The organism is Lysinibacillus sp. FSL R7-0073, from assembly GCF_038009065.1.
GTDB classification, from domain to species: Bacteria; Bacillota; Bacilli; order Bacillales_A; family Planococcaceae; genus Lysinibacillus; species Lysinibacillus fusiformis.
In genome coordinates this window covers 756698-774904 of sequence record NZ_JBBPAS010000001.1, presented here as the reverse complement: position 1 = coordinate 774904, position 18207 = coordinate 756698, and the positions used below count along the sequence as shown (strand labels likewise).

Genomic DNA, 18207 nt, shown 5'->3' with positions numbered 1-18207 from the left:
CACGATGAGATTCCCCATCAAGGTGTCACCGTAAAAAAAATCTGCTCGTTTCTACGATAGAAACTGAACAGATTTTTTATGAATTAATCTAATGCATCTACATATTCTTTTAACATATCCACGTCCATTGGTCCTTTGATGGCACGCTGTATATAGCCGTTAGAATCAATAAAATAAGTTGTTGGAATGGTGATAATTTGGTAGTCTGAGCCTGCTGAATTTTCAGGATCCAATAAAATTGGGAATGTTAGCTCAAAGCTATCTCTAAAAGTCATCACCGTATCCACTTTCGCATCCGCTGTCACATCACGCTCTGCCGATGTTAAATTGACAGCTATGATTTCAACATTTTTTTCTTGGCCATATTTATCATAGAAGCTTTGCATATGGGGCATTTCTGCCTTACATGGTGGACACCATGTCGCCCAGAAATTCAATACAACCTTCTTTCCACGAAGATCACTTAACGTGATGTCTTCACCATCTAAGCTTGTTAATGTAAAATCAGGCGGTGTATCTCCATTGCCTAAACCAAAGTTTCGCTCCTCTATATCCTTACCTAGAGCAGATTTTTCAATAGCTCGGTCTTCATTAATTTGCTGTCTAACATATGTACCAATCATCGCAACTACTAAAAGCACGACAATCAGTAGTCCAATATTTTTTTTCATTCTTACCCTCCCACTATGATTCGTTTTACTTGTTCTAAAACTATACCAAGACAAAGCAATAATAAACTCATACCTATAGCCGTTTGCCATATACCAAGTGGCTGGAAGAAGGCAACAATGATTAGACCAGTTGTATACAGTATTAAGCCTTGTTTTACTTCCTGTATTTTCCATAGTATGAAGACGGTCAATACACTTAGTACCATTAATGTAATGACCTCACTCGTTGTAGAGTTGTCGTTAAACAGCACAACCAGCCATTGATAAATGGATTGCGTTAAGATGATCGCCCAACTATACGCCATTATATTTTGGCCTTGTAATGGGACCTTATGTCTCTTCAGCCATATTTGAAAAGATGCAACGATGGCACCAAGAAAAACGCCAACTGTGCCTCCATTGAAATAAAGTAAGGAGATAGGCTGCGCCACCACTGATTTAAAGTCAGTGACAAGCAGGCTAAATTTCCACACAAGTATAAATGTAAAGGCTGCATCACTATATGCCTCAGACCACTTTTTTGAAAATTGTAAGCGCAGAATAAGCCAAACTATGAAAAATGTAATAAGTAGAGCAATTGCAGTTGCTGGTAAAGTTAGTGCTCGGATGGAGTACCAATTTGTATTGATCACTCTCTAATCCACCTCCGAAAGATACATACAGCATAGCATAGAATTTTTCAACATAAGCCAATTTCACACTGTGTTCAGAAAATCTTAAGAAATATACCCCACTACGTATATATTCATCATAACATTAAATAGAATCTGATAATAGGAAAAGTGAGGAGCTTCGCTAGTTCATCACATCCTAACAATATTGCTGTCTATCAAATAGTTATGGCTAGCTATTAATTCATTTTTTTGCTTGAGCACTAAACATACTTAGGTCCTTCATAAGGCTGAAGGACAAAAAAAGCTACACACTAGATTGCTCTAATGTATAGCTGATATTTTACAATGGTATATATTTTAGCGGGTTTACACTACCAACTGCTTGTCCTCTCCAAGGACCGATGTGCACTTCGAAGTGTAAGTGTGGACCAGTAGAGCGACCAGTACTACCCATTGCAGCAATTTGCTGACCTTGCGTTACTTCTTGTCCTACACTCACATTAAATGAATTTAAATGTGCATATACAGTTGTATAAATTTGCCCATCTACCGAATGCGTCAGAATGACCACATTTCCATAGGAACTTAGTGGTGCAGCATAAGCAACTACACCATCCGCTGCTGCCCAAATTGGTGTCCCTGTTGAATTGGCAAGATCCACACCATAATGGAATTCAGGGCCTGCTCCAAGGTTCCGCCATCCATAAGGTGATGTTAAACGACCATTCGTTGGTTTTATCCATGTCCCGTTCGATTGTGGGGCATTGACTGTACCACCAGATGAGCCGCCACCGCCATTGTTGGCAGCTGCTGCAGCCGCTGCAGCTGCGGCTGCTTTACGTTTTGCTTCTTGTTGACGAGCAATTTCAGCTAAACGTTTTTGCTCAGAAATAATTTGATCCTGTAATTCTTGGCTAACTTCCAAAGCCTCTGAATACTCTTTTTCAAGTAATACTTTTTCTGATTTTAGCTTTTCTTGCTCTTTTTCTAATTGGTCAACTAATTTATTTTTCTCAGTCTTTTGGCTATTTAAGGAAGCCTTTAATCGTTCAAGCTCCGCTCGTTGACCTTCCAACTTTTTACGTTTTTCTTCTACAATTTGCTTTTGTTCTTCTAATTTTTGCTTATCATCTTTCTGATCTTGAATAATTTGACGATCCGCTTCCATTAAGGCATTGACCGCAGAGAATCGATCAATAAAGTCTACAAAACTATTAGAACCTAATAATACGTCTAAATAGCTAACAGAGCCTCCTGCTTGAATTGCTCGAGCACGCTCTTGTAGTAAAACATCGCGCTCTTCAATTTTATGCAATAGTTCTTTAATAGACTCTTCTAGTTTTTTTATTTCTTCATTCGTTGCATGAATTTCGGCTTGTACTTTTTTTATATCACTATTTGTTTTGTCGATTTCAGCGTTTAATGCTTGAATTTGATCTATGATTTTTTGTTGTTTTTCTTGATTCGCTGTAATGGCATTTGATTTGTTTGAAATGGATGAATTTAATTCATTTTTCTTTGTTTCAATTTGCTTTTTCTCTTCTTTTAAATCCGATAAACTTGTTGCAAACGCTGATGGAGTTTGGATAAAAAGAATTAGAGCAGATGCTACTGCAAGTGTTTTCAATGTATTTTTCGCCTTACTTTTCACCGATTGAACTCCCTTCGACTATTCATTTTCCCACTCACAAATATCCGCTGTGAGTGCTAAACTAAATTTTTAAAAACTTACGTACTGACATAAAGCTTCCCCAAATACCGATCAACACACCAATGAGTAACAGAAGACCGCTCACCTGATACACAAGTGGAGAAAAATCTAATACTTGAATGAGCTCACCTTGTAAACGAGGTGCAATAATCTTATATATATTGTGGTAAAGGGTTGTGACAACCGCAATCGGAATAATAGAACCTAAAATTCCGAGCCACATACCTTCCAATAGGAACGGGATACGCACGAATGAGTTCGTGGCACCTACTAGTTTCATAATTTCAATTTCATCTCGTCGCGCAATAATCGTAATTCGAATAGTATTTGAAATTAAGAAAATCGCTGTGAATAATAACCCTAAAATAAGCACGATTCCTACATTACGACTCATATTTAAGAAGTTAAATAGTTTTTCTACTTTGCCTTCACCATACATAACGTCATATGTATACTCATATTTATCAATCGCCTTCGCCACTTTTGCCGTTTGCTGAGGCTCAGTTGCTTTTACATAAATTACATTACGTAATGGGTTACTTTGCTCAAATAGTTTAAAATCGTCACCAAAATCTTTGACTAATTTGGTTAACTCATCTTCCTTGGTTGAGTAGTTCATTTCTGAGATTCCAGGCAATTTTTTAATTTTCTCAATGAGTGCTTTTTCTGCTGCCTCATCTGCTGTTTCATCAATTAATACTTTAATCTCAACGTCGTTTTCTAAATCCGATGCCACTTTATTTAAATTCATCATAATAAGCGCAAAAACGCCAACTAGGATAAGTGTAACTGTGACTGCACTGACAGACGCAATGGTCATCCAGCTATTTCGTCCAAGAGACTTAATACTTTCACGGAAGTGACGCTTTACAGTACTAAATTTCATAGCCGTATTCACCTCCGTGTTCATCACGGACAATTAAACCGCCCTCAATAGCGATAACTCGACGTCGAATCGTATTAACAATCTCACGGTTATGGGTCGCCATTACAATGGTTGTCCCCCGCGCATTAATTTCTTCAAATAAATTCATAATCTCCCATGAAGTTTCAGGATCAAGGTTCCCCGTAGGTTCATCCGCAATCACAACTTTTGGTACATTGACGATAGAGCGTGCAATGGACACACGTTGTTGCTCTCCCCCTGAGAGCTCATTCGGAAACATTCTAGCTTTATGCTTTAATCCTACAAGCTCTAAAACTTCCATAACGCGACGTCTAATCTCATCAGGTTGTTCCTCGATTACTTCTAGCGCAAACGCTACGTTCTCATAGACATTCAATCGAGGTAATAATTTAAAATCTTGGAAAACAACTCCAAGTTGACGACGCAAATATGGGACTTTCTTATTCTTTAACGTTGCTAAATCGATACCATTCACAATAATCTGCCCTGACGTTGCTTTTTCTTCACGGTACATCAATTTGATAAATGTAGATTTACCTGCACCACTTGGGCCTACTACATACACAAATTCGCCCTGCTTTATATTTACAGAAATACCATTTGTCGCAACAACGCCATTGGGGTACTTCTTTGTCACATTTTTCATTTCTATCATGATTAAACCACCTAAAACTCTCACTATGTAAGAGGTATTTCATTTACTATTATAGCACTCTATTTCTGTTTTTTTATTACAGTTTCATTTCAATCCGTGGCAGTTCCTTCTATTTCGTTCTTTCCTTGCCATAATCCTTAAAAATATGACATAAAATAAAAACAGCAATCGACGACATACAGTGTCGATTGCTGCTTCACAAGAAAAAAGCATCCAGGCAATCCGCCTGAATGCTTTGTATTAAACTTGCTGCTCGTCTGTTGTTGTGTAGCGAATTAAAACAGCACCTGTTTTTGATTCTCCCTCGATAAATAAGCGATTTGCATGTTCAACTTCTTTATCAAAACGAACAACTTTGGAGAGGAATTGATCCTGCGACTCCATTTTGGACACATCATGTATTCCGACGTCTACTTTCCCAAAATTCGTCACCACTTTACCACTTAATGAAATAGTTCGAGGCACATATAATTCAACCGCTCCTGCAACAGTTTGAGCTTTTATTTTGGATGAATTTGTTGAACAAGTCGTCACCACAACATGTCCATTAACAGATTTAGCTTCCACTTCGTCCAACGCACCATCTAAATAAACACGACCATTTAATGTTTCAGCTTCTAAATCTTTCCCGCGAACCTTTGTTAATTCAATGGAGCCATTAGAGGAATCTACTTCCGCTTTGCCGAAACTGAACTTAGTCCCTTTAATAGCACCGTTTAATGTTTTCACTTTTAATTCTTCAACATCTGTATCCTGTAATGAAACACTACCATTCATAAGTCGAACAGATAATTTTTCAAGTTTATCCTTTGGAACTAGTACCTTCGCATTGACTTGAACAAGCTTTAATTGACTCAAAATTCGTAGTGAATGCTCATCTTCTTTCACGACAAATTGCTCTAAAAAGTGATTGCGTGTTTCTTCTTCACTATCATTCATAAGCGGTGCCTTCACCTTGCAAATAACTTGAATTGTATCTCCCTCACTGGATTCCAATGAAAAGTTACCATTCGGTAATTCAGCAATAATGCTTTCTACATTGGCAGCAGCCACTTCTTCTGTATGGGTAAACTCAAATTTATCGCCAAACGGAGAAGCTACATCAAATTCCTTCACCTTTTTGACAGCAGTATTCATCATATCCATAAAGAGAGAACCAATCTGCGTTAAATCTTTACGAAAATCTTGCATCTCATCTTGGAAATGTTTCATAAAATCTTCTTTTTTCTTGTCGCCATCTTTAGTCTTTTCTTCAAATAATGACTCTTTGTCAGATGAAAATGACTGTGACTCTTTAGACACATCATCCATAACATTTTGAGTAGATTTGCCAGATTGCTCTAATGCTTCTAATAATGTAATCGCCTCTTGTGCTGAAATCGTACCTTTTTCTACAAGTTCTAAAATTCGTTGACGTTCATTTTGCATAACTAAATAGCCTCCCTCAGTTCGTTATACTATTTATACGATTCTTTTTTTGAAAAGTTTCACTGCAAAATTGAAATAAAATGGATTTTTTATTTCAACGAAGGCTTTCCTTCTTGTCAGCTCGAAAGATGTGCTCCCATTCTTCTTTAATTCTATGGATTGAGTTGCGCTTTTCGCATTCCGATTGAAGGCTGGGATTAAGATTTAGAAGCTTCTGCTAATACTGCTTCCATTCTCATACGGTCACGTTCTAAAATTGGTTTCAAATATTTCCCTGTATAAGAACCCGGCACTTCTGCCACTTCTTCAGGTGTACCTGTTGCAATAATCGTACCACCTTTGTCTCCACCCTCTGGACCTAAATCGATAAGATAATCAGCAGTTTTGATAACATCTAGATTATGTTCAATAACTAATACGGAGTCACCATTTTCAACAAGACGTTGTAGCACTACAAGTAAACGTGCAATATCGTCTGCATGTAAGCCTGTCGTTGGTTCATCTAAAATATAGAATGATTTACCTGTTGAACGTCGATGTAATTCAGATGCTAATTTTACACGCTGCGCCTCTCCTCCAGACAATGTTGTAGCAGGTTGACCTAATTTCATATAACCTAAGCCAACATCAACAATAGTTTGAAGCTTACGTTGAATCTTTGGAATATTTTCGAAGAATACTACTGCATTTTCAATCGTCATATCTAAAATATCTGCAATACTTTTATCTTTATATTTCACTTCAAGTGTTTCGCGATTATAGCGTTTGCCGTGACATACTTCACAAGGAACATACACATCAGGAAGGAAATGCATTTCTATTTTAATAATTCCATCTCCACGGCACGCTTCACAGCGACCACCCTTGACATTAAAACTAAAACGACCTTTTTTATAGCCTCGTACCTTTGCTTCATTCGTGGTAGCAAAAACATCGCGTATATCATCAAAGACTCCCGTGTAAGTAGCTGGATTCGAGCGTGGGGTACGACCAATTGGAGATTGGTCAATATCGATGACTTTTTCAAGCTCGTCCATCCCTGTTACCTCTTTATGTTCTCCTGGTTTAACCTTGGAACGATTCAGCTTCTGTGCCAATGATTTATATAAAATTTCATTAATCAGCGTGGATTTCCCTGAACCAGATACACCTGTCACTGCGACAAATAAGCCAAGTGGAACGTCGACTTTGACATTGTGTAAATTATTCTCCTTGGCACCCTTAATCGAAAGCTTACGACCATTCGGTTGACGTCTTTCAATTGGCAATGGGATAAATTTTTTCCCGCTTAAATATTGTCCTGTTAAAGATTTATTATTTTCCATGACTTCCTGTGGTGTACCAGCTGCAACAATTTGGCCACCATGTACACCTGCACCTGGTCCAACGTCAATCAGATAATCAGCTGCTAGCATCGTATCCTCATCATGCTCCACCACAATCAGTGTATTACCAATGTCTCGCATGTTTTGTAAGGTGCTAATCAAGCGATCATTATCCCTTTGGTGTAAGCCAATCGATGGTTCATCTAAAATATATAGAACGCCCGTTAATCGTGAACCTATTTGAGTAGCAAGGCGAATACGTTGTGCCTCCCCACCTGATAATGTACCTGCCGCACGACTTAAAGTTAAATAGTCTAAACCTACATTAACAAGGAAGCCCAGTCGCTCTTCAATTTCCCGTAAAACTAGACGAGCAATTTTCATATCCTTCTCTGTGAGATCTAGCTCTTTGAAAAATGTGTCGGCTTCCTGAATTGAATATTGTGTCACCTCACCAATATGTTTGTCGGCAACTTTCACAGCTAATGTTTCTGGCTTTAAACGATAACCCTTACAAGAAGGGCAAGCCTGCTGTGCCATATATTTTTCCATTTGCTCACGAACATAATCTGAAGTTGTCTCTTTAAAACGACGCTCTACATTTCGGACAACACCTTCAAATTCAATCATTTGGTCTCGCACATTGCCAAATTCATTTTCATAATGAAAGTGAATCTTCTCTTTTCCTGAGCCAAATAACACTTTGTCCATTTTGTCTTTTGGTAAATTTTTTACAGGCACATCCATTGGAATATTATAGTGATCACAAACTGCTTTTAATAATTGAGGATAATACTGTGAACTTGTTGGCTCCCAAGGTGCGATAGCATGCTCTAATAAAGAACGATCCCAATCAGGCACCACTAAATCTAAGTCCACCTCTTGCGTCGAGCCTAAGCCGTCACAGCTTGGACAAGCACCAAATGGACTATTAAATGAAAACATGCGTGGCTCTAGCTCTCCTATGGAAAAGCCACATATTGGACAGGCATGATGTTCACTAAACAGTAATTCCTCATGCTCCATGACATCTACAAGCACACGACCATCCGCTAAACGAAGAGCTGTCTCTAAAGAATCACTTAAACGTGCAGCGACACCTTCCTTCATTACAACACGGTCGATCACTACCTCAATAGAGTGTTTTTTATTTTTATCAAGATCAATCGCATCATCTAAATCTCGTAAATCTCCATCAATTCGCACACGAACGAAGCCTTGCTTTTTTAAATCTTCTAGCAGTTTAACATGTGTTCCTTTACGGCCCGAGACCATTGGCGCAAGAAGTTGCATTTTGGTTCTTTCTGGATAAGTTAATAAACGGTCAACCATTTGCTCAATCGTTTGGGAAGTAATTTCTATCCCGTGATTCGGGCAAATCGGCTTGCCAATACGCGCATAAAGTAAACGTAAGTAATCATATATTTCTGTAACCGTCCCGACCGTAGAGCGTGGGTTACGACTCGTCGTTTTTTGGTCAATTGAAATAGCAGGCGATAATCCTTCGATTGCATCAACATCTGGTTTGTCCATCTGCCCAAGAAACTGACGCGCATAGGCGGAAAGAGACTCGACATAACGTCGTTGTCCCTCCGCATAGATCGTATCAAACGCTAATGAAGATTTACCTGAGCCTGATAATCCTGTTAAAACGACTAATTGATCCCGTGGAATTGTGACATTAATATTTTTTAAATTATGAGCACGTGCACCTTGCACGACAATTTCAGTATTTTTCACAAGTCATTCACCCTTCTACCTTCAATTCAAATATTGTATCTCGAAGCTCAGCTGCACGTTCGAAATCTAGTGCTTTTGCTGCTTCCTTCATTTCTATTTCTAGAGAAGCTAAGAGCTGTTCTCTTTCTGCCTTTGTTAGCTTTTTGCCCTTCGTCGCCTTTGTTACATAGGATTCTTCCTCTTCTGCCACTTGTGTAGCACGAATTACTTCTGGTATTTTTTTACTAATAGTTTGAGGCGTAATACCATGCTCTTCGTTATATGCCATTTGTAATTCACGACGACGTTTTGTTTCATCAAGCGCCTTTTTCATTGAGTCTGTTACATGATCTGCATACATGATGACATGACCGTTCGCATTACGCGCAGCTCGACCAATCGTTTGAATGAGGGAACGTTCTGAACGTAAAAACCCTTCTTTATCAGCATCTAAAATGGCAACAAGTGAAACTTCAGGAATATCAAGTCCTTCTCGCAATAAGTTAATTCCAATTAGTACATCATATGTGCCCTTCCGTAGCTCACGAATAATCTCAATGCGTTCTAATGTTTTAATCTCAGAATGCAAATACTCAACCTTTAAGCCCATTTCCTTCAAATAGGCCGTTAAATCCTCTGACATTTTCTTTGTTAGTGTTGTTACTAACACTCTCTCATCACGTGCAATTCGTTCCTGAATTTCATCGATCAAGTTATCTATTTGACCTTCAATAGGGCGGACATCAATTAATGGATCCAGTAAACCAGTAGGTCGAATAATTTGCTGGATCATTTCAGGTGTATGCTCCAACTCATAGGGTCCAGGTGTGGCAGATACATAAATAGCTTGATGTACTCGATTTTCGTATTCTTCAAAACGTAATGGACGGTTATCTAGCGCAGATGGCAGGCGGAAACCATGTTCTACGAGTACCCCTTTACGCGCTTGGTCACCGTTGTACATCCCTCGTACCTGCGGAAGAGTTACGTGACTTTCATCTACTACAAGCAAAAAGTCCTCGGGGAAATAATCAAGCAAAGTATATGGAGTCGCGCCTGCTTCACGTAAAGTTAAGTGACGTGAATAGTTCTCAATCCCTGAGCAAAAGCCCATTTCACGCATCATTTCTAAATCATAACGTGTCCGTTGCTCTAGACGCTGAGCCTCTAATAATTTATCCTCGGCACGCAGTAAAGCCAGACGATCCTCTAATTCTTTTTCAATATTTTCAATCGCTTTTCTCATTTTTTCTTCTCGTGTAACGAAGTGGGATGCTGGGAAAATAGCGACATGCTCTCGATCTGATAATATTTCTCCAGTTAAAGCATCTACCTCACGAATGCGATCAATTTCGTCCCCAAAAAACTCGACACGAATACAATGCTCGTCACGTGAGGCTGGGAAAATTTCAACTACATCTCCTCGTACCCGAAACGTCCCGCGTGTAAAACTAACATCATTACGCTCATATTGAACATCTACAAGTTTGCGCAATAGCTGATTACGTTCAATTTCCATACCCGTTCGGATCGATACAACCATTTCACGATATTCTTCAGGAGAACCAAGACCGTAAATACAGGATACAGATGCAATAATAATGACATCATCACGCTCAAATAATGCAGAAGTTGCAGAGTGGCGCAGCTTATCAATTTCATCGTTAATGCTAGAATCCTTTTCTATATAAGTATCTGTCTGCGGTACATAGGCTTCTGGTTGGTAATAATCATAGTAACTAACAAAGTATTCTACAGCGTTATTTGGAAAGAACTCTTTGAACTCACTATATAATTGGCCCGCTAATGTTTTATTGTGGGCCATAATGAGTGTCGGTTTTTTAACCTGCTGGATTACATTTGAAATCGTAAACGTTTTTCCAGTTCCTGTAGCACCAAGTAATGTTTGATGACGCTTGCCTGCTTTCACACCCTCCACTAATTCCGCAATTGCCTGTGGCTGATCCCCATTAGGCTGATATGGCGCTTGTAAATCAAAAGTTTGCACACCTGTCCCCGTCCTTTCTTTCCAATTTGTACATATATTTTAGCATAGCAATATTAAAATTTCGAACATTTAACGAACGAATGTTTGTAAAATTTTTTTCTACCCCTAAAATGGAAGATGAATACTCAACCTCTACTCTCATAATAGCCGTTTCGACAGGTTTTCAAGCTTTATCTATTAATGAGACGTCAATTGTAGAATGATAGTCGCCACTTGTCTTTTCTCATTTTTAGAGCAGCATTTTTCATAAATGAAGTGCATAGTACATCCACTCTATCGTTCCCAAAAACAAAAATCCCGCTCTCCATAGTCGAGGAGAGCGGAATTATTAGTATGATTCATCTTCTGTTTGCTGCAAGGAATTGAGTTCGGTTGCGTATTGATAAAATGCGTTTTCATCTTTTTCATCGAGCGCCCTATCTATTAGAACGATGAGCTGCTCTTGTCGATGCATACGCTGGATACGATTTAAAAATAAATCTAAATAAATCTCGTTTAATAATTTCTCTGCCTCATCAACTTTTTTTGACTGACCAACGGCTTTTAGAAAATCTGTGTACGAATAATATTTATCCAACGATCTCACCCCGATCCTTTTCTAAATTATATGAAAATTGAAATTAAAAAGCAATGCTTACGATTTGAAAATAACTTGGGTTAACTAGTAAACTCTAAAAGTTTAAAGCAAACTCTCTAAGCATTTCATTCATTTATCAACCTTGTTTCGTTACTTTGTATATTTTTTGAAATTCATATTATGTACTACACTACGGTTATCAAAAGAAAAGGGAGGCATTTTCAATATGACTACTAAATTTGTAAATGGTTATTTAATTTCCTTTAACACTTATTTGCTACAACCGGTTCAGCATGATACTAAAGTTTTCACTCATGTTATTGACAAACATAATGAGCTAATTGTTACTCGGAAGCCGATGCATGTACTGAGAAAATCTTGTATTTCATTAGGCTCCACCTATGAAGCAGCAAAGCAATCTGCTAAACGCTTTTTTGGTAATCAACATAAGCTACCAATCGTCGTGGCCTTTGATTATGGTTTTCCTTGCATCTTTCTACCAACCTATTCACCGAATTCCATTCATAATATATGGATAGGGCTCCATGCGATTATCAATATTACGCCGAGCAAAACAGGATGTGTTGTCACATTAAAAAACGATAAAAAGATTGAGCTACCTATTCAATATGCTTCTATTAGTAAACAGTTTGTGAATGCATCTATGCTCTATAAACATTACATGAATGAACGAAAACAACTTAGTCAAGACTCACCCTATCATCCACCCTTTTAACTAAAAAAATCCCCCAAGAGCAACTCTTGGGGGATGGATTAGTTAATTTTTGAACGTAAGTAAGCATTAATAAATGGATCTAAATCGCCGTCCATTACCGCTCCGACATTCCCTGTTTCTTCATTCGTACGGTGATCTTTTACCATTGAGTATGGATGGAATACATACGAGCGAATTTGTGAGCCCCAGCCAATGTCCTTTTGTTCACCACGGATCTCATCAAGCTGTGCCTGTTGCTTCTCTAACTCTAATTGATATAATTTCCCTTTTAACATGGCCATCGCTTTTTCACGGTTTTTAATTTGTGAACGTTCTGCTTGGCATTGTACAACCGTACCAGTCGGGATGTGTGTAATACGAACAGCTGAATCTGTTGTATTGATATGCTGACCACCCGCACCTGTCGCACGATACGTATCAATTTTCAGATCCTCTGTACGAATATCAATTTCAATATTTTCATCAAATTCTGGCATGACATCGCAAGAAACGAAAGAAGTATGACGACGGCCTGATGAATCAAACGGTGAAATACGCACTAGGCGATGGACACCTTTTTCGGCCTGTAAATAACCAAAAGCATTATGACCTTTAATCGAAATGGTAACAGATTTAATGCCTGCTTCATCACCAGGAAGATAATCCATTGTTTCCACTTTAAAGCCACGCTTCTCAGCCCATCGTGTATACATACGTAGTAGCATAGAACCCCAGTCCTGTGACTCTGTTCCGCCAGCTCCTGGATGCAACTCTAAAATAGCATTATTCTGATCGTATGGACCGCTCAATAATAATTGTAGCTCAAAATCAGCCATTTTTTGTTGGAATTCCGCCAGCTCTTTCCCTAACTCTTCCTGCAATTCTTCATCTGGTTCTTCACGTAAAAGCTCCAGTGTCATATCTAAATTCTCATGTACTTCTTCTAAATCTTTATATTCATTAACAATTGCTTTTAAACCATTGCCCTCATTAATGATCACTTGTGCACCTTGTTGATCATCCCAGAACCCTGGCTCTAGCATCATTTCATCTAGCTCTTGTATACGTGCCTCTTTGTTTTCTAAGTCAAAGAGACCCCCTGAAGTCCACCAATTTTTTGGCTGTAGTGTCTAACACATTGCGTACATCTGCTAATTCAATCATTGTAAAATCCTCCGAACGTTAGTAATGGAGACTATTGTGAAAGCTCCGTATCTGTTTATTATAACGTTTTTACAGAGGAAAACATACATAAAAACACGATCCTACGTCTCGTCCTCAAGCATATCAAGTGCAAAACGTTGAAATACTTTCACACGATCATATTGAACAAGTAAATGCTTCGTTCTTCTCTCTAATCTATATTTTAATAAAAATGCCCGCTGAATACGATACTCTATCGTTTTGACACTAACATCTACAATAATTTCCTGACCATTCGTAAAGATTATCTTTGTGCTTTTTTTATCCACAGAGATATACTCATCAATATGATGGACTGCAAACCATATACATTCCGGATGTAGAGGAGATTTGCTTGGAAACCATAAAATATTACCACGCTCATCCACAACGATTGGATTTTTATTAAGTTTCCCTAAAATCATTTTCGATCCATCGAAAGCCCCTCTTAAGCTAGAACCATAATAACGAAGATTATAGTCCATTAACTTCGTTGGTGGTAATTTAGAAATATATTCGTTCCTTTTTTCCATCACCCGAGTACATAAATTTCCAAAGGAATCATACACAGGCATATACAGCATAGTTTCACTACTCATAATATCCTTTTTATGCATCCTTATTCCCCCTTTATGCACTTATGTTTTCAGCTTAAATAAAAAAGGAATATACCAAGGTCCGTACATTCCCGCTTTTTTCTACAAGTCGAAATTGCTTGGAAAACTTTATTTCTCCCCACATTTCTCACACCTCAGCTTCTCAAAATCTTTCGTCACTTAATCCTTAGTACTCCATCACGCCTAATAATTTAGGATAATAATAGAAGATTTCTCTAAAACTAAATTCCTATTATTACAGCTATTGTATACCCATATTTTACTATTGTCTATAAATTATGACTTTTATTACAATATTTTATTTTTTTATACAAAAAAAGATCATTTCAACATACAGTTAAAATGATCTTTCCCATTTATATTATTGAGCTGCACCATGACAGTTTTTAAACTTCTTACCGCTTCCACACGGACATAAATCATTACGTCCAATATTTTCAGCTTTACGAACAGGTTGCTTTTTTGGAGCAGGACCGCCTTCTTCTTTTGGATTAACTGCCTGACCTTTCGCCACCTCTTCACGCTCAAGATTGCTGCGAATTTCAGCCTTCATCGCATACTTCGCAACATCCTCGCGAATGGAAGCGACCATATCTTCGAACATCGCAAAACCTTCTTGTTGATATTCACGTAGCGGGTCATTTTGACCATATGCTCGCAGATGGATACCTTGACGAAGTTGGTCCATAGCATCAATATGATCGATCCATTTTGTATCAATAGAACGTAATAAAATAACTTTTTCAAACTCACGCATACGCTCTGGAGTAAGCTCAGCTTCTTTTTCATCATATCGAGCATGGACAGCTTCTGAAATCATTTGGTTAATGTCTTCAGCAGATTTGCCTTGGAAATCGGCTACTTTTAGTTGACCTTCCTCTAGCAAATTAGCAGCCACAAAGTCATCAATAGCCTTTAGATTCCAATCTTTTTGCTCACCTTGTGTATATAGTCCGACAACATTGTCGATTGTCTCTTGAATCATCGACTCCACAAGCACGCGCATATTTTCTGTTTCTAGAACATCATAACGCTCTTTATAAATAATCTCACGTTGCTGACGGAGAACATCATCATATTGTAATAAACGCTTACGAGCATCAAAGTTATTACCTTCAACACGTTTCTGCGCTGATTCTACAGCTCTCGACACAACTTTTGATTGCAATGGTTGTGTATCGTCCATACCTAAACGCATCATCATAGACTTCATATTATCTGAACCGAAACGACGCATTAAATCATCTTCTAGTGATAGATAGAATTGTGTCACCCCTGGATTCCCTTGACGACCAGAACGTCCACGTAGCTGGTTATCAATACGACGGGATTCATGTCGCTCAGTACCAATTACCGCTAACCCGCCAATTTCCAATACACCTTCACCAGGTTTAATGTCGGTACCACGACCTGCCATGTTTGTAGCAATCGTTACAGCACCCTTTGAACCAGCATTAGCAATAATTTCTGCTTCGCGTTCATGGTTTTTCGCATTCAGTACATTATGAGGGATTTTATGTTTATCAAGCAATTGCGAAATAATTTCCGATGTTTCAATTGCAACCGTACCAACAAGCACAGGTTGCCCTGCCTTATGGCGCTCTGCAATATCAGCCGCCACTGCTTTATATTTTCCTTCCATAGAAGCAAAAATTAAATCTGGACGGTCATCACGAGCAATTGGCTTATTCGTAGGAATCGCAATTACGCTCATATTGTAAATATTGCGGAACTCTTCTTCCTCTGTTTTCGCTGTACCTGTCATACCCGCAAGCTTTTGGTACATACGGAAATAGTTTTGGAACGTAATGGTAGCCATTGTCATTGATTCATTTTGAATCTCAACGCCTTCTTTAGCTTCAATAGCTTGATGAAGGCCATCCGAATATCGGCGCCCTTTCATTAAACGACCTGTAAAGCCGTCAACAATCACAATTTCGCCCTCTTGGACAACATAATCAACATCATTATGCATGCTCACATGTGCCTTTAACGATTGGTTAATGGCATGATTTAAGCGGACATGTGTTAAATCAAATAAGTTGTCAATGCCAAATGCTTTTTCAGCCTTTTCAACACCAGCATCCGTTAATGTAACACCTTTTGTTGACTCTTCATATGTGTAATCTGTTTCTGCACTTAACATACGTACAAACGCATTAGACTGTTTGTACAACTGTGCTGATTTCCCAGCCTGACCCGAAATAATTAATGGCGTACGCGCCTCATCAATTAAAATCGAGTCAACCTCATCGATGACAGCGTAGTGAAGTGGACGTTGAACACGTTCTTCTTTATAAAGAACCATATTGTCACGTAAATAGTCAAACCCTAATTCATTGTTTGTACTATAAGTGATATCCGCTTCATAGGCCGCACGCTTCTCTTCTTTTGATAGGCTGTTTAAATTCAAACCTACTGTAAGACCTAGGAAATTGTACAGCTGTCCCATCTCGGCAGCGTCACGGCTAGCCAAATATTCATTGACTGTGACAACATGCACGCCTTTACCAGTAATCGCGTTTAAATAAACCGCCATCGTAGCTGTTAACGTTTTACCTTCACCCGTTTTCATCTCAGAAATGTTACCTTCATCAAGTGAAGCTGCCCCCATAATTTGAACACGGAATGGGTACATCTCTAACACACGTTTCGACGCTTCGCGACAAACAGCAAAAGCCTCCGCACGAATCGATTCTAAATTCTCTCCATCAGCAAAACGCTTTTTAAACTCTTCTGTTTTCGCTTGTAATTGTTCATCTGAAAGCTGTTCCATTTGAGAAGCGAATCCCTCAACTTGGTCAGCAATTTTTTCTAATTTTTTTAACTCACGTTTATTGAAATCAAATAATTTATTTAATAGGTTTGCCATGAATGTTTTTCACTTCCTATATAGATTCAACTTTCATTTTACCATTGTGTAACAGTTTCATGCAAACAGTCACCCTACTTGCATAAGAAAGCCATACAAAAAAGACTCTCGCCATCGCGAGAGCCTTTGTCATCATGAAGTTTAAGTTGTTTCAATTAAGCCATACTTTCCGTCTTTACGTTTATACACAATATTAGTGCCGTTTGATTCAGCATCTGTAAAGACATAGAAATCATGTCCTAACATATTCATTTGTAATACAGCCTCTTCCTGATCCATCGGTTTTAAATCAAATTGCTTAGTACGTACAATGGAATATTCTTCTTCCTCTGTAGAAGCATCTGCGACTGCTTGAGTAACAGCAAAATAAAGGCCTGCACCTTCACGCTCACGGAATTTACGGTTTACTTTGGTTTTATGCTTACGAATCTGACGCTCTAATTTATCAACAATTAGATCAACCGCAGCATACATGTCATTATGACGCTCCTCAGCACGAAGAGTTAAGTTCTTCATTGGAATTGTGACTTCCACTTTTGTTTGCTTGTCATTATAAACCTTTAAATTTACGTTAGCATTGGCGTTAACATCTTCGTTAAAATAACGCTCAACTTTTTCGATTTTATTCTCAACATACTCTCGAATAGCTGGAGTTACCTCAATATTTTCACCACGAATGTTAAAGTTTAACATGTAAACTCCTCCTTTATAACTGCTATACTATCTATTTCTACACAAGTGTGTGAAATTCCTCTAAAATAATTCTTTATTTTACAAAAAACTTTTATAAAATTAATATTGGCTTTGCTTTTTCGCCTCTGCCGCTTCCTTTTTACGTCTTAGCTTTAATTCATCTACAATCAACTCTTCAACTCGTCCTTGATCATTAAAATAAACGCCGTATTGCTTACCACTACCAAATGGACGACTCCAAATCACTTCACCATATGCCCGCACCTCTTGAGTATCAAGCACAAAATGGATATCCAATGGTGGAGGATTCACACCTAAATCGACTTCCGTATACATCTTTAACCCACGCGGACTAATATCCAGCAATTCAGCCATAGCCGTCTGCCCATAATTAACTCTCCCATTTTCGTAAACAGCAAAAGTTATTTGAACAGGCTCCTCAAATTTAAATCGGAAACCTTCTTGACGCTTAAAAATCATATTCCCACCCCAGTATATTGTTAAACATTTATA

Annotated in this window: 15 protein-coding genes; 1 reads left to right on the top strand and 14 read right to left on the bottom strand. The window is 38.3% G+C overall.

Annotated elements, in window-relative coordinates; all coding sequences use genetic code 11:
* Nucleotides 1-83 precede the first annotated feature (83 nt).
* The 9 genes from MKY88_RS03655 to MKY88_RS03615 form a co-directional block, all read right to left on the bottom strand.
* Complete coding sequence (locus tag MKY88_RS03655) at nucleotides 84-671, bottom strand: redoxin domain-containing protein (protein WP_193830988.1); 588 nt, start codon at nucleotides 669-671, stop codon at nucleotides 84-86.
* Between the two features lie 2 nt (nucleotides 672-673).
* The gene (locus MKY88_RS03650) at nucleotides 674-1303 is read right to left on the bottom strand and encodes a hypothetical protein (protein ID WP_340813015.1); all 630 of its coding nucleotides are present in this window, start codon (nucleotides 1301-1303) and stop codon (nucleotides 674-676) included.
* Nucleotides 1304-1625: 322 nt separating this feature from the next.
* A complete protein-coding gene (locus MKY88_RS03645) occupies nucleotides 1626-2936 on the bottom strand; it encodes a murein hydrolase activator EnvC family protein (RefSeq protein ID WP_193830986.1) in 1311 nt (436 codons plus the stop codon).
* 61 nt (nucleotides 2937-2997) lie between these two features.
* Nucleotides 2998-3882, bottom strand: coding sequence for a permease-like cell division protein FtsX (gene ftsX, locus MKY88_RS03640; RefSeq protein WP_036123380.1), 885 nt, complete (start codon nucleotides 3880-3882; stop codon nucleotides 2998-3000).
* On the bottom strand, nucleotides 3872-4558 hold the full coding sequence (ftsE, locus tag MKY88_RS03635; RefSeq protein WP_008178797.1) for a cell division ATP-binding protein FtsE: 687 nt from the start codon (nucleotides 4556-4558) through the stop codon (nucleotides 3872-3874). Before ftsE ends, ftsX begins: the two co-directional genes overlap by 11 nt.
* Before the next feature lie 240 nt (nucleotides 4559-4798).
* On the bottom strand, nucleotides 4799-5986 hold the full coding sequence (locus MKY88_RS03630) for a DUF4097 family beta strand repeat-containing protein (protein WP_036225930.1): 1188 nt from the start codon (nucleotides 5984-5986) through the stop codon (nucleotides 4799-4801).
* 197 nt (nucleotides 5987-6183) lie between these two features.
* On the bottom strand, nucleotides 6184-9051 hold the full coding sequence (gene uvrA, locus MKY88_RS03625) for an excinuclease ABC subunit UvrA (RefSeq protein WP_328203192.1): 2868 nt from the start codon (nucleotides 9049-9051) through the stop codon (nucleotides 6184-6186).
* Between the two features lie 7 nt (nucleotides 9052-9058).
* Complete coding sequence (uvrB, locus tag MKY88_RS03620) at nucleotides 9059-11038, bottom strand: excinuclease ABC subunit UvrB (RefSeq protein WP_069480113.1); 1980 nt, start codon at nucleotides 11036-11038, stop codon at nucleotides 9059-9061.
* 328 nt (nucleotides 11039-11366) lie between these two features.
* Nucleotides 11367-11615 carry an IDEAL domain-containing protein gene (locus tag MKY88_RS03615; RefSeq protein ID WP_069480112.1) on the bottom strand — a complete coding sequence of 83 codons (249 nt, stop codon included), beginning with the start codon at nucleotides 11613-11615 and terminating at the stop codon, nucleotides 11367-11369.
* Between the two features lie 226 nt (nucleotides 11616-11841).
* Here MKY88_RS03615 and MKY88_RS03610 point away from each other — a divergent pair, with 226 nt between their 5' ends.
* Entirely contained in the window at nucleotides 11842-12351 is a 510-nt protein-coding gene (locus MKY88_RS03610; RefSeq protein WP_069480111.1) for a competence protein ComK, read from the top strand.
* A 38-nt stretch (nucleotides 12352-12389) separates the two neighbouring features.
* On the opposite strand, the gene prfB is transcribed toward MKY88_RS03610, so the two are convergent.
* From prfB to MKY88_RS03585, 5 genes are all read right to left on the bottom strand, one after another.
* Nucleotides 12390-13494 (bottom strand): peptide chain release factor 2 gene (gene prfB, locus MKY88_RS03605; RefSeq protein ID WP_372427840.1). Its coding sequence is split into 2 segments (ribosomal slippage): nucleotides 12390-13418 and nucleotides 13420-13494, totalling 1104 coding nucleotides; the frame shifts between segments, so codons are not numbered across the junction.
* A 101-nt stretch (nucleotides 13495-13595) separates the two neighbouring features.
* On the bottom strand, nucleotides 13596-14129 hold the full coding sequence (locus MKY88_RS03600; RefSeq protein WP_193830983.1) for a competence protein ComK: 534 nt from the start codon (nucleotides 14127-14129) through the stop codon (nucleotides 13596-13598).
* Between the two features lie 361 nt (nucleotides 14130-14490).
* Entirely contained in the window at nucleotides 14491-17001 is a 2511-nt protein-coding gene (gene secA / locus MKY88_RS03595) for a preprotein translocase subunit SecA (RefSeq protein ID WP_193830982.1), read from the bottom strand.
* Nucleotides 17002-17142: 141 nt separating this feature from the next.
* Complete coding sequence (gene hpf / locus MKY88_RS03590; RefSeq protein WP_193830981.1) at nucleotides 17143-17694, bottom strand: ribosome hibernation-promoting factor, HPF/YfiA family; 552 nt, start codon at nucleotides 17692-17694, stop codon at nucleotides 17143-17145.
* A gap of 99 nt (nucleotides 17695-17793) precedes the next feature.
* Nucleotides 17794-18174, bottom strand: a complete 381-nt coding sequence (locus MKY88_RS03585) for a PilZ domain-containing protein (protein WP_069480108.1) — start codon at nucleotides 18172-18174, stop codon at nucleotides 17794-17796.
* Nucleotides 18175-18207 lie beyond the last annotated feature (33 nt).

What these genes read in the sequence shown, in the direction of transcription:
- MKY88_RS03630 (WP_036225930.1), bottom strand. Translation starts at nt 5,986, where the DNA reads ATGCAAAATGAACGTCAACGAATTTTAGAACTTGTAGAAAAAGGTACG.
- ftsE (WP_008178797.1), bottom strand. Translation starts at nt 4,558, where the DNA reads ATGATAGAAATGAAAAATGTGACAAAGAAGTACCCCAATGGCGTTGTT.
- MKY88_RS03655 (WP_193830988.1), bottom strand. Translation starts at nt 671, where the DNA reads ATGAAAAAAAATATTGGACTACTGATTGTCGTGCTTTTAGTAGTTGCG.
- MKY88_RS03610 (WP_069480111.1), top strand. Translation starts at nt 11,842, where the DNA reads ATGACTACTAAATTTGTAAATGGTTATTTAATTTCCTTTAACACTTAT.
- secA (WP_193830982.1), bottom strand. Translation starts at nt 17,001, where the DNA reads ATGGCAAACCTATTAAATAAATTATTTGATTTCAATAAACGTGAGTTA.
- MKY88_RS03585 (WP_069480108.1), bottom strand. Translation starts at nt 18,174, where the DNA reads ATGATTTTTAAGCGTCAAGAAGGTTTCCGATTTAAATTTGAGGAGCCT.
- ftsX (WP_036123380.1), bottom strand. Translation starts at nt 3,882, where the DNA reads ATGAAATTTAGTACTGTAAAGCGTCACTTCCGTGAAAGTATTAAGTCT.
- hpf (WP_193830981.1), bottom strand. Translation starts at nt 17,694, where the DNA reads ATGTTAAACTTTAACATTCGTGGTGAAAATATTGAGGTAACTCCAGCT.
- MKY88_RS03600 (WP_193830983.1), bottom strand. Translation starts at nt 14,129, where the DNA reads ATGCATAAAAAGGATATTATGAGTAGTGAAACTATGCTGTATATGCCT.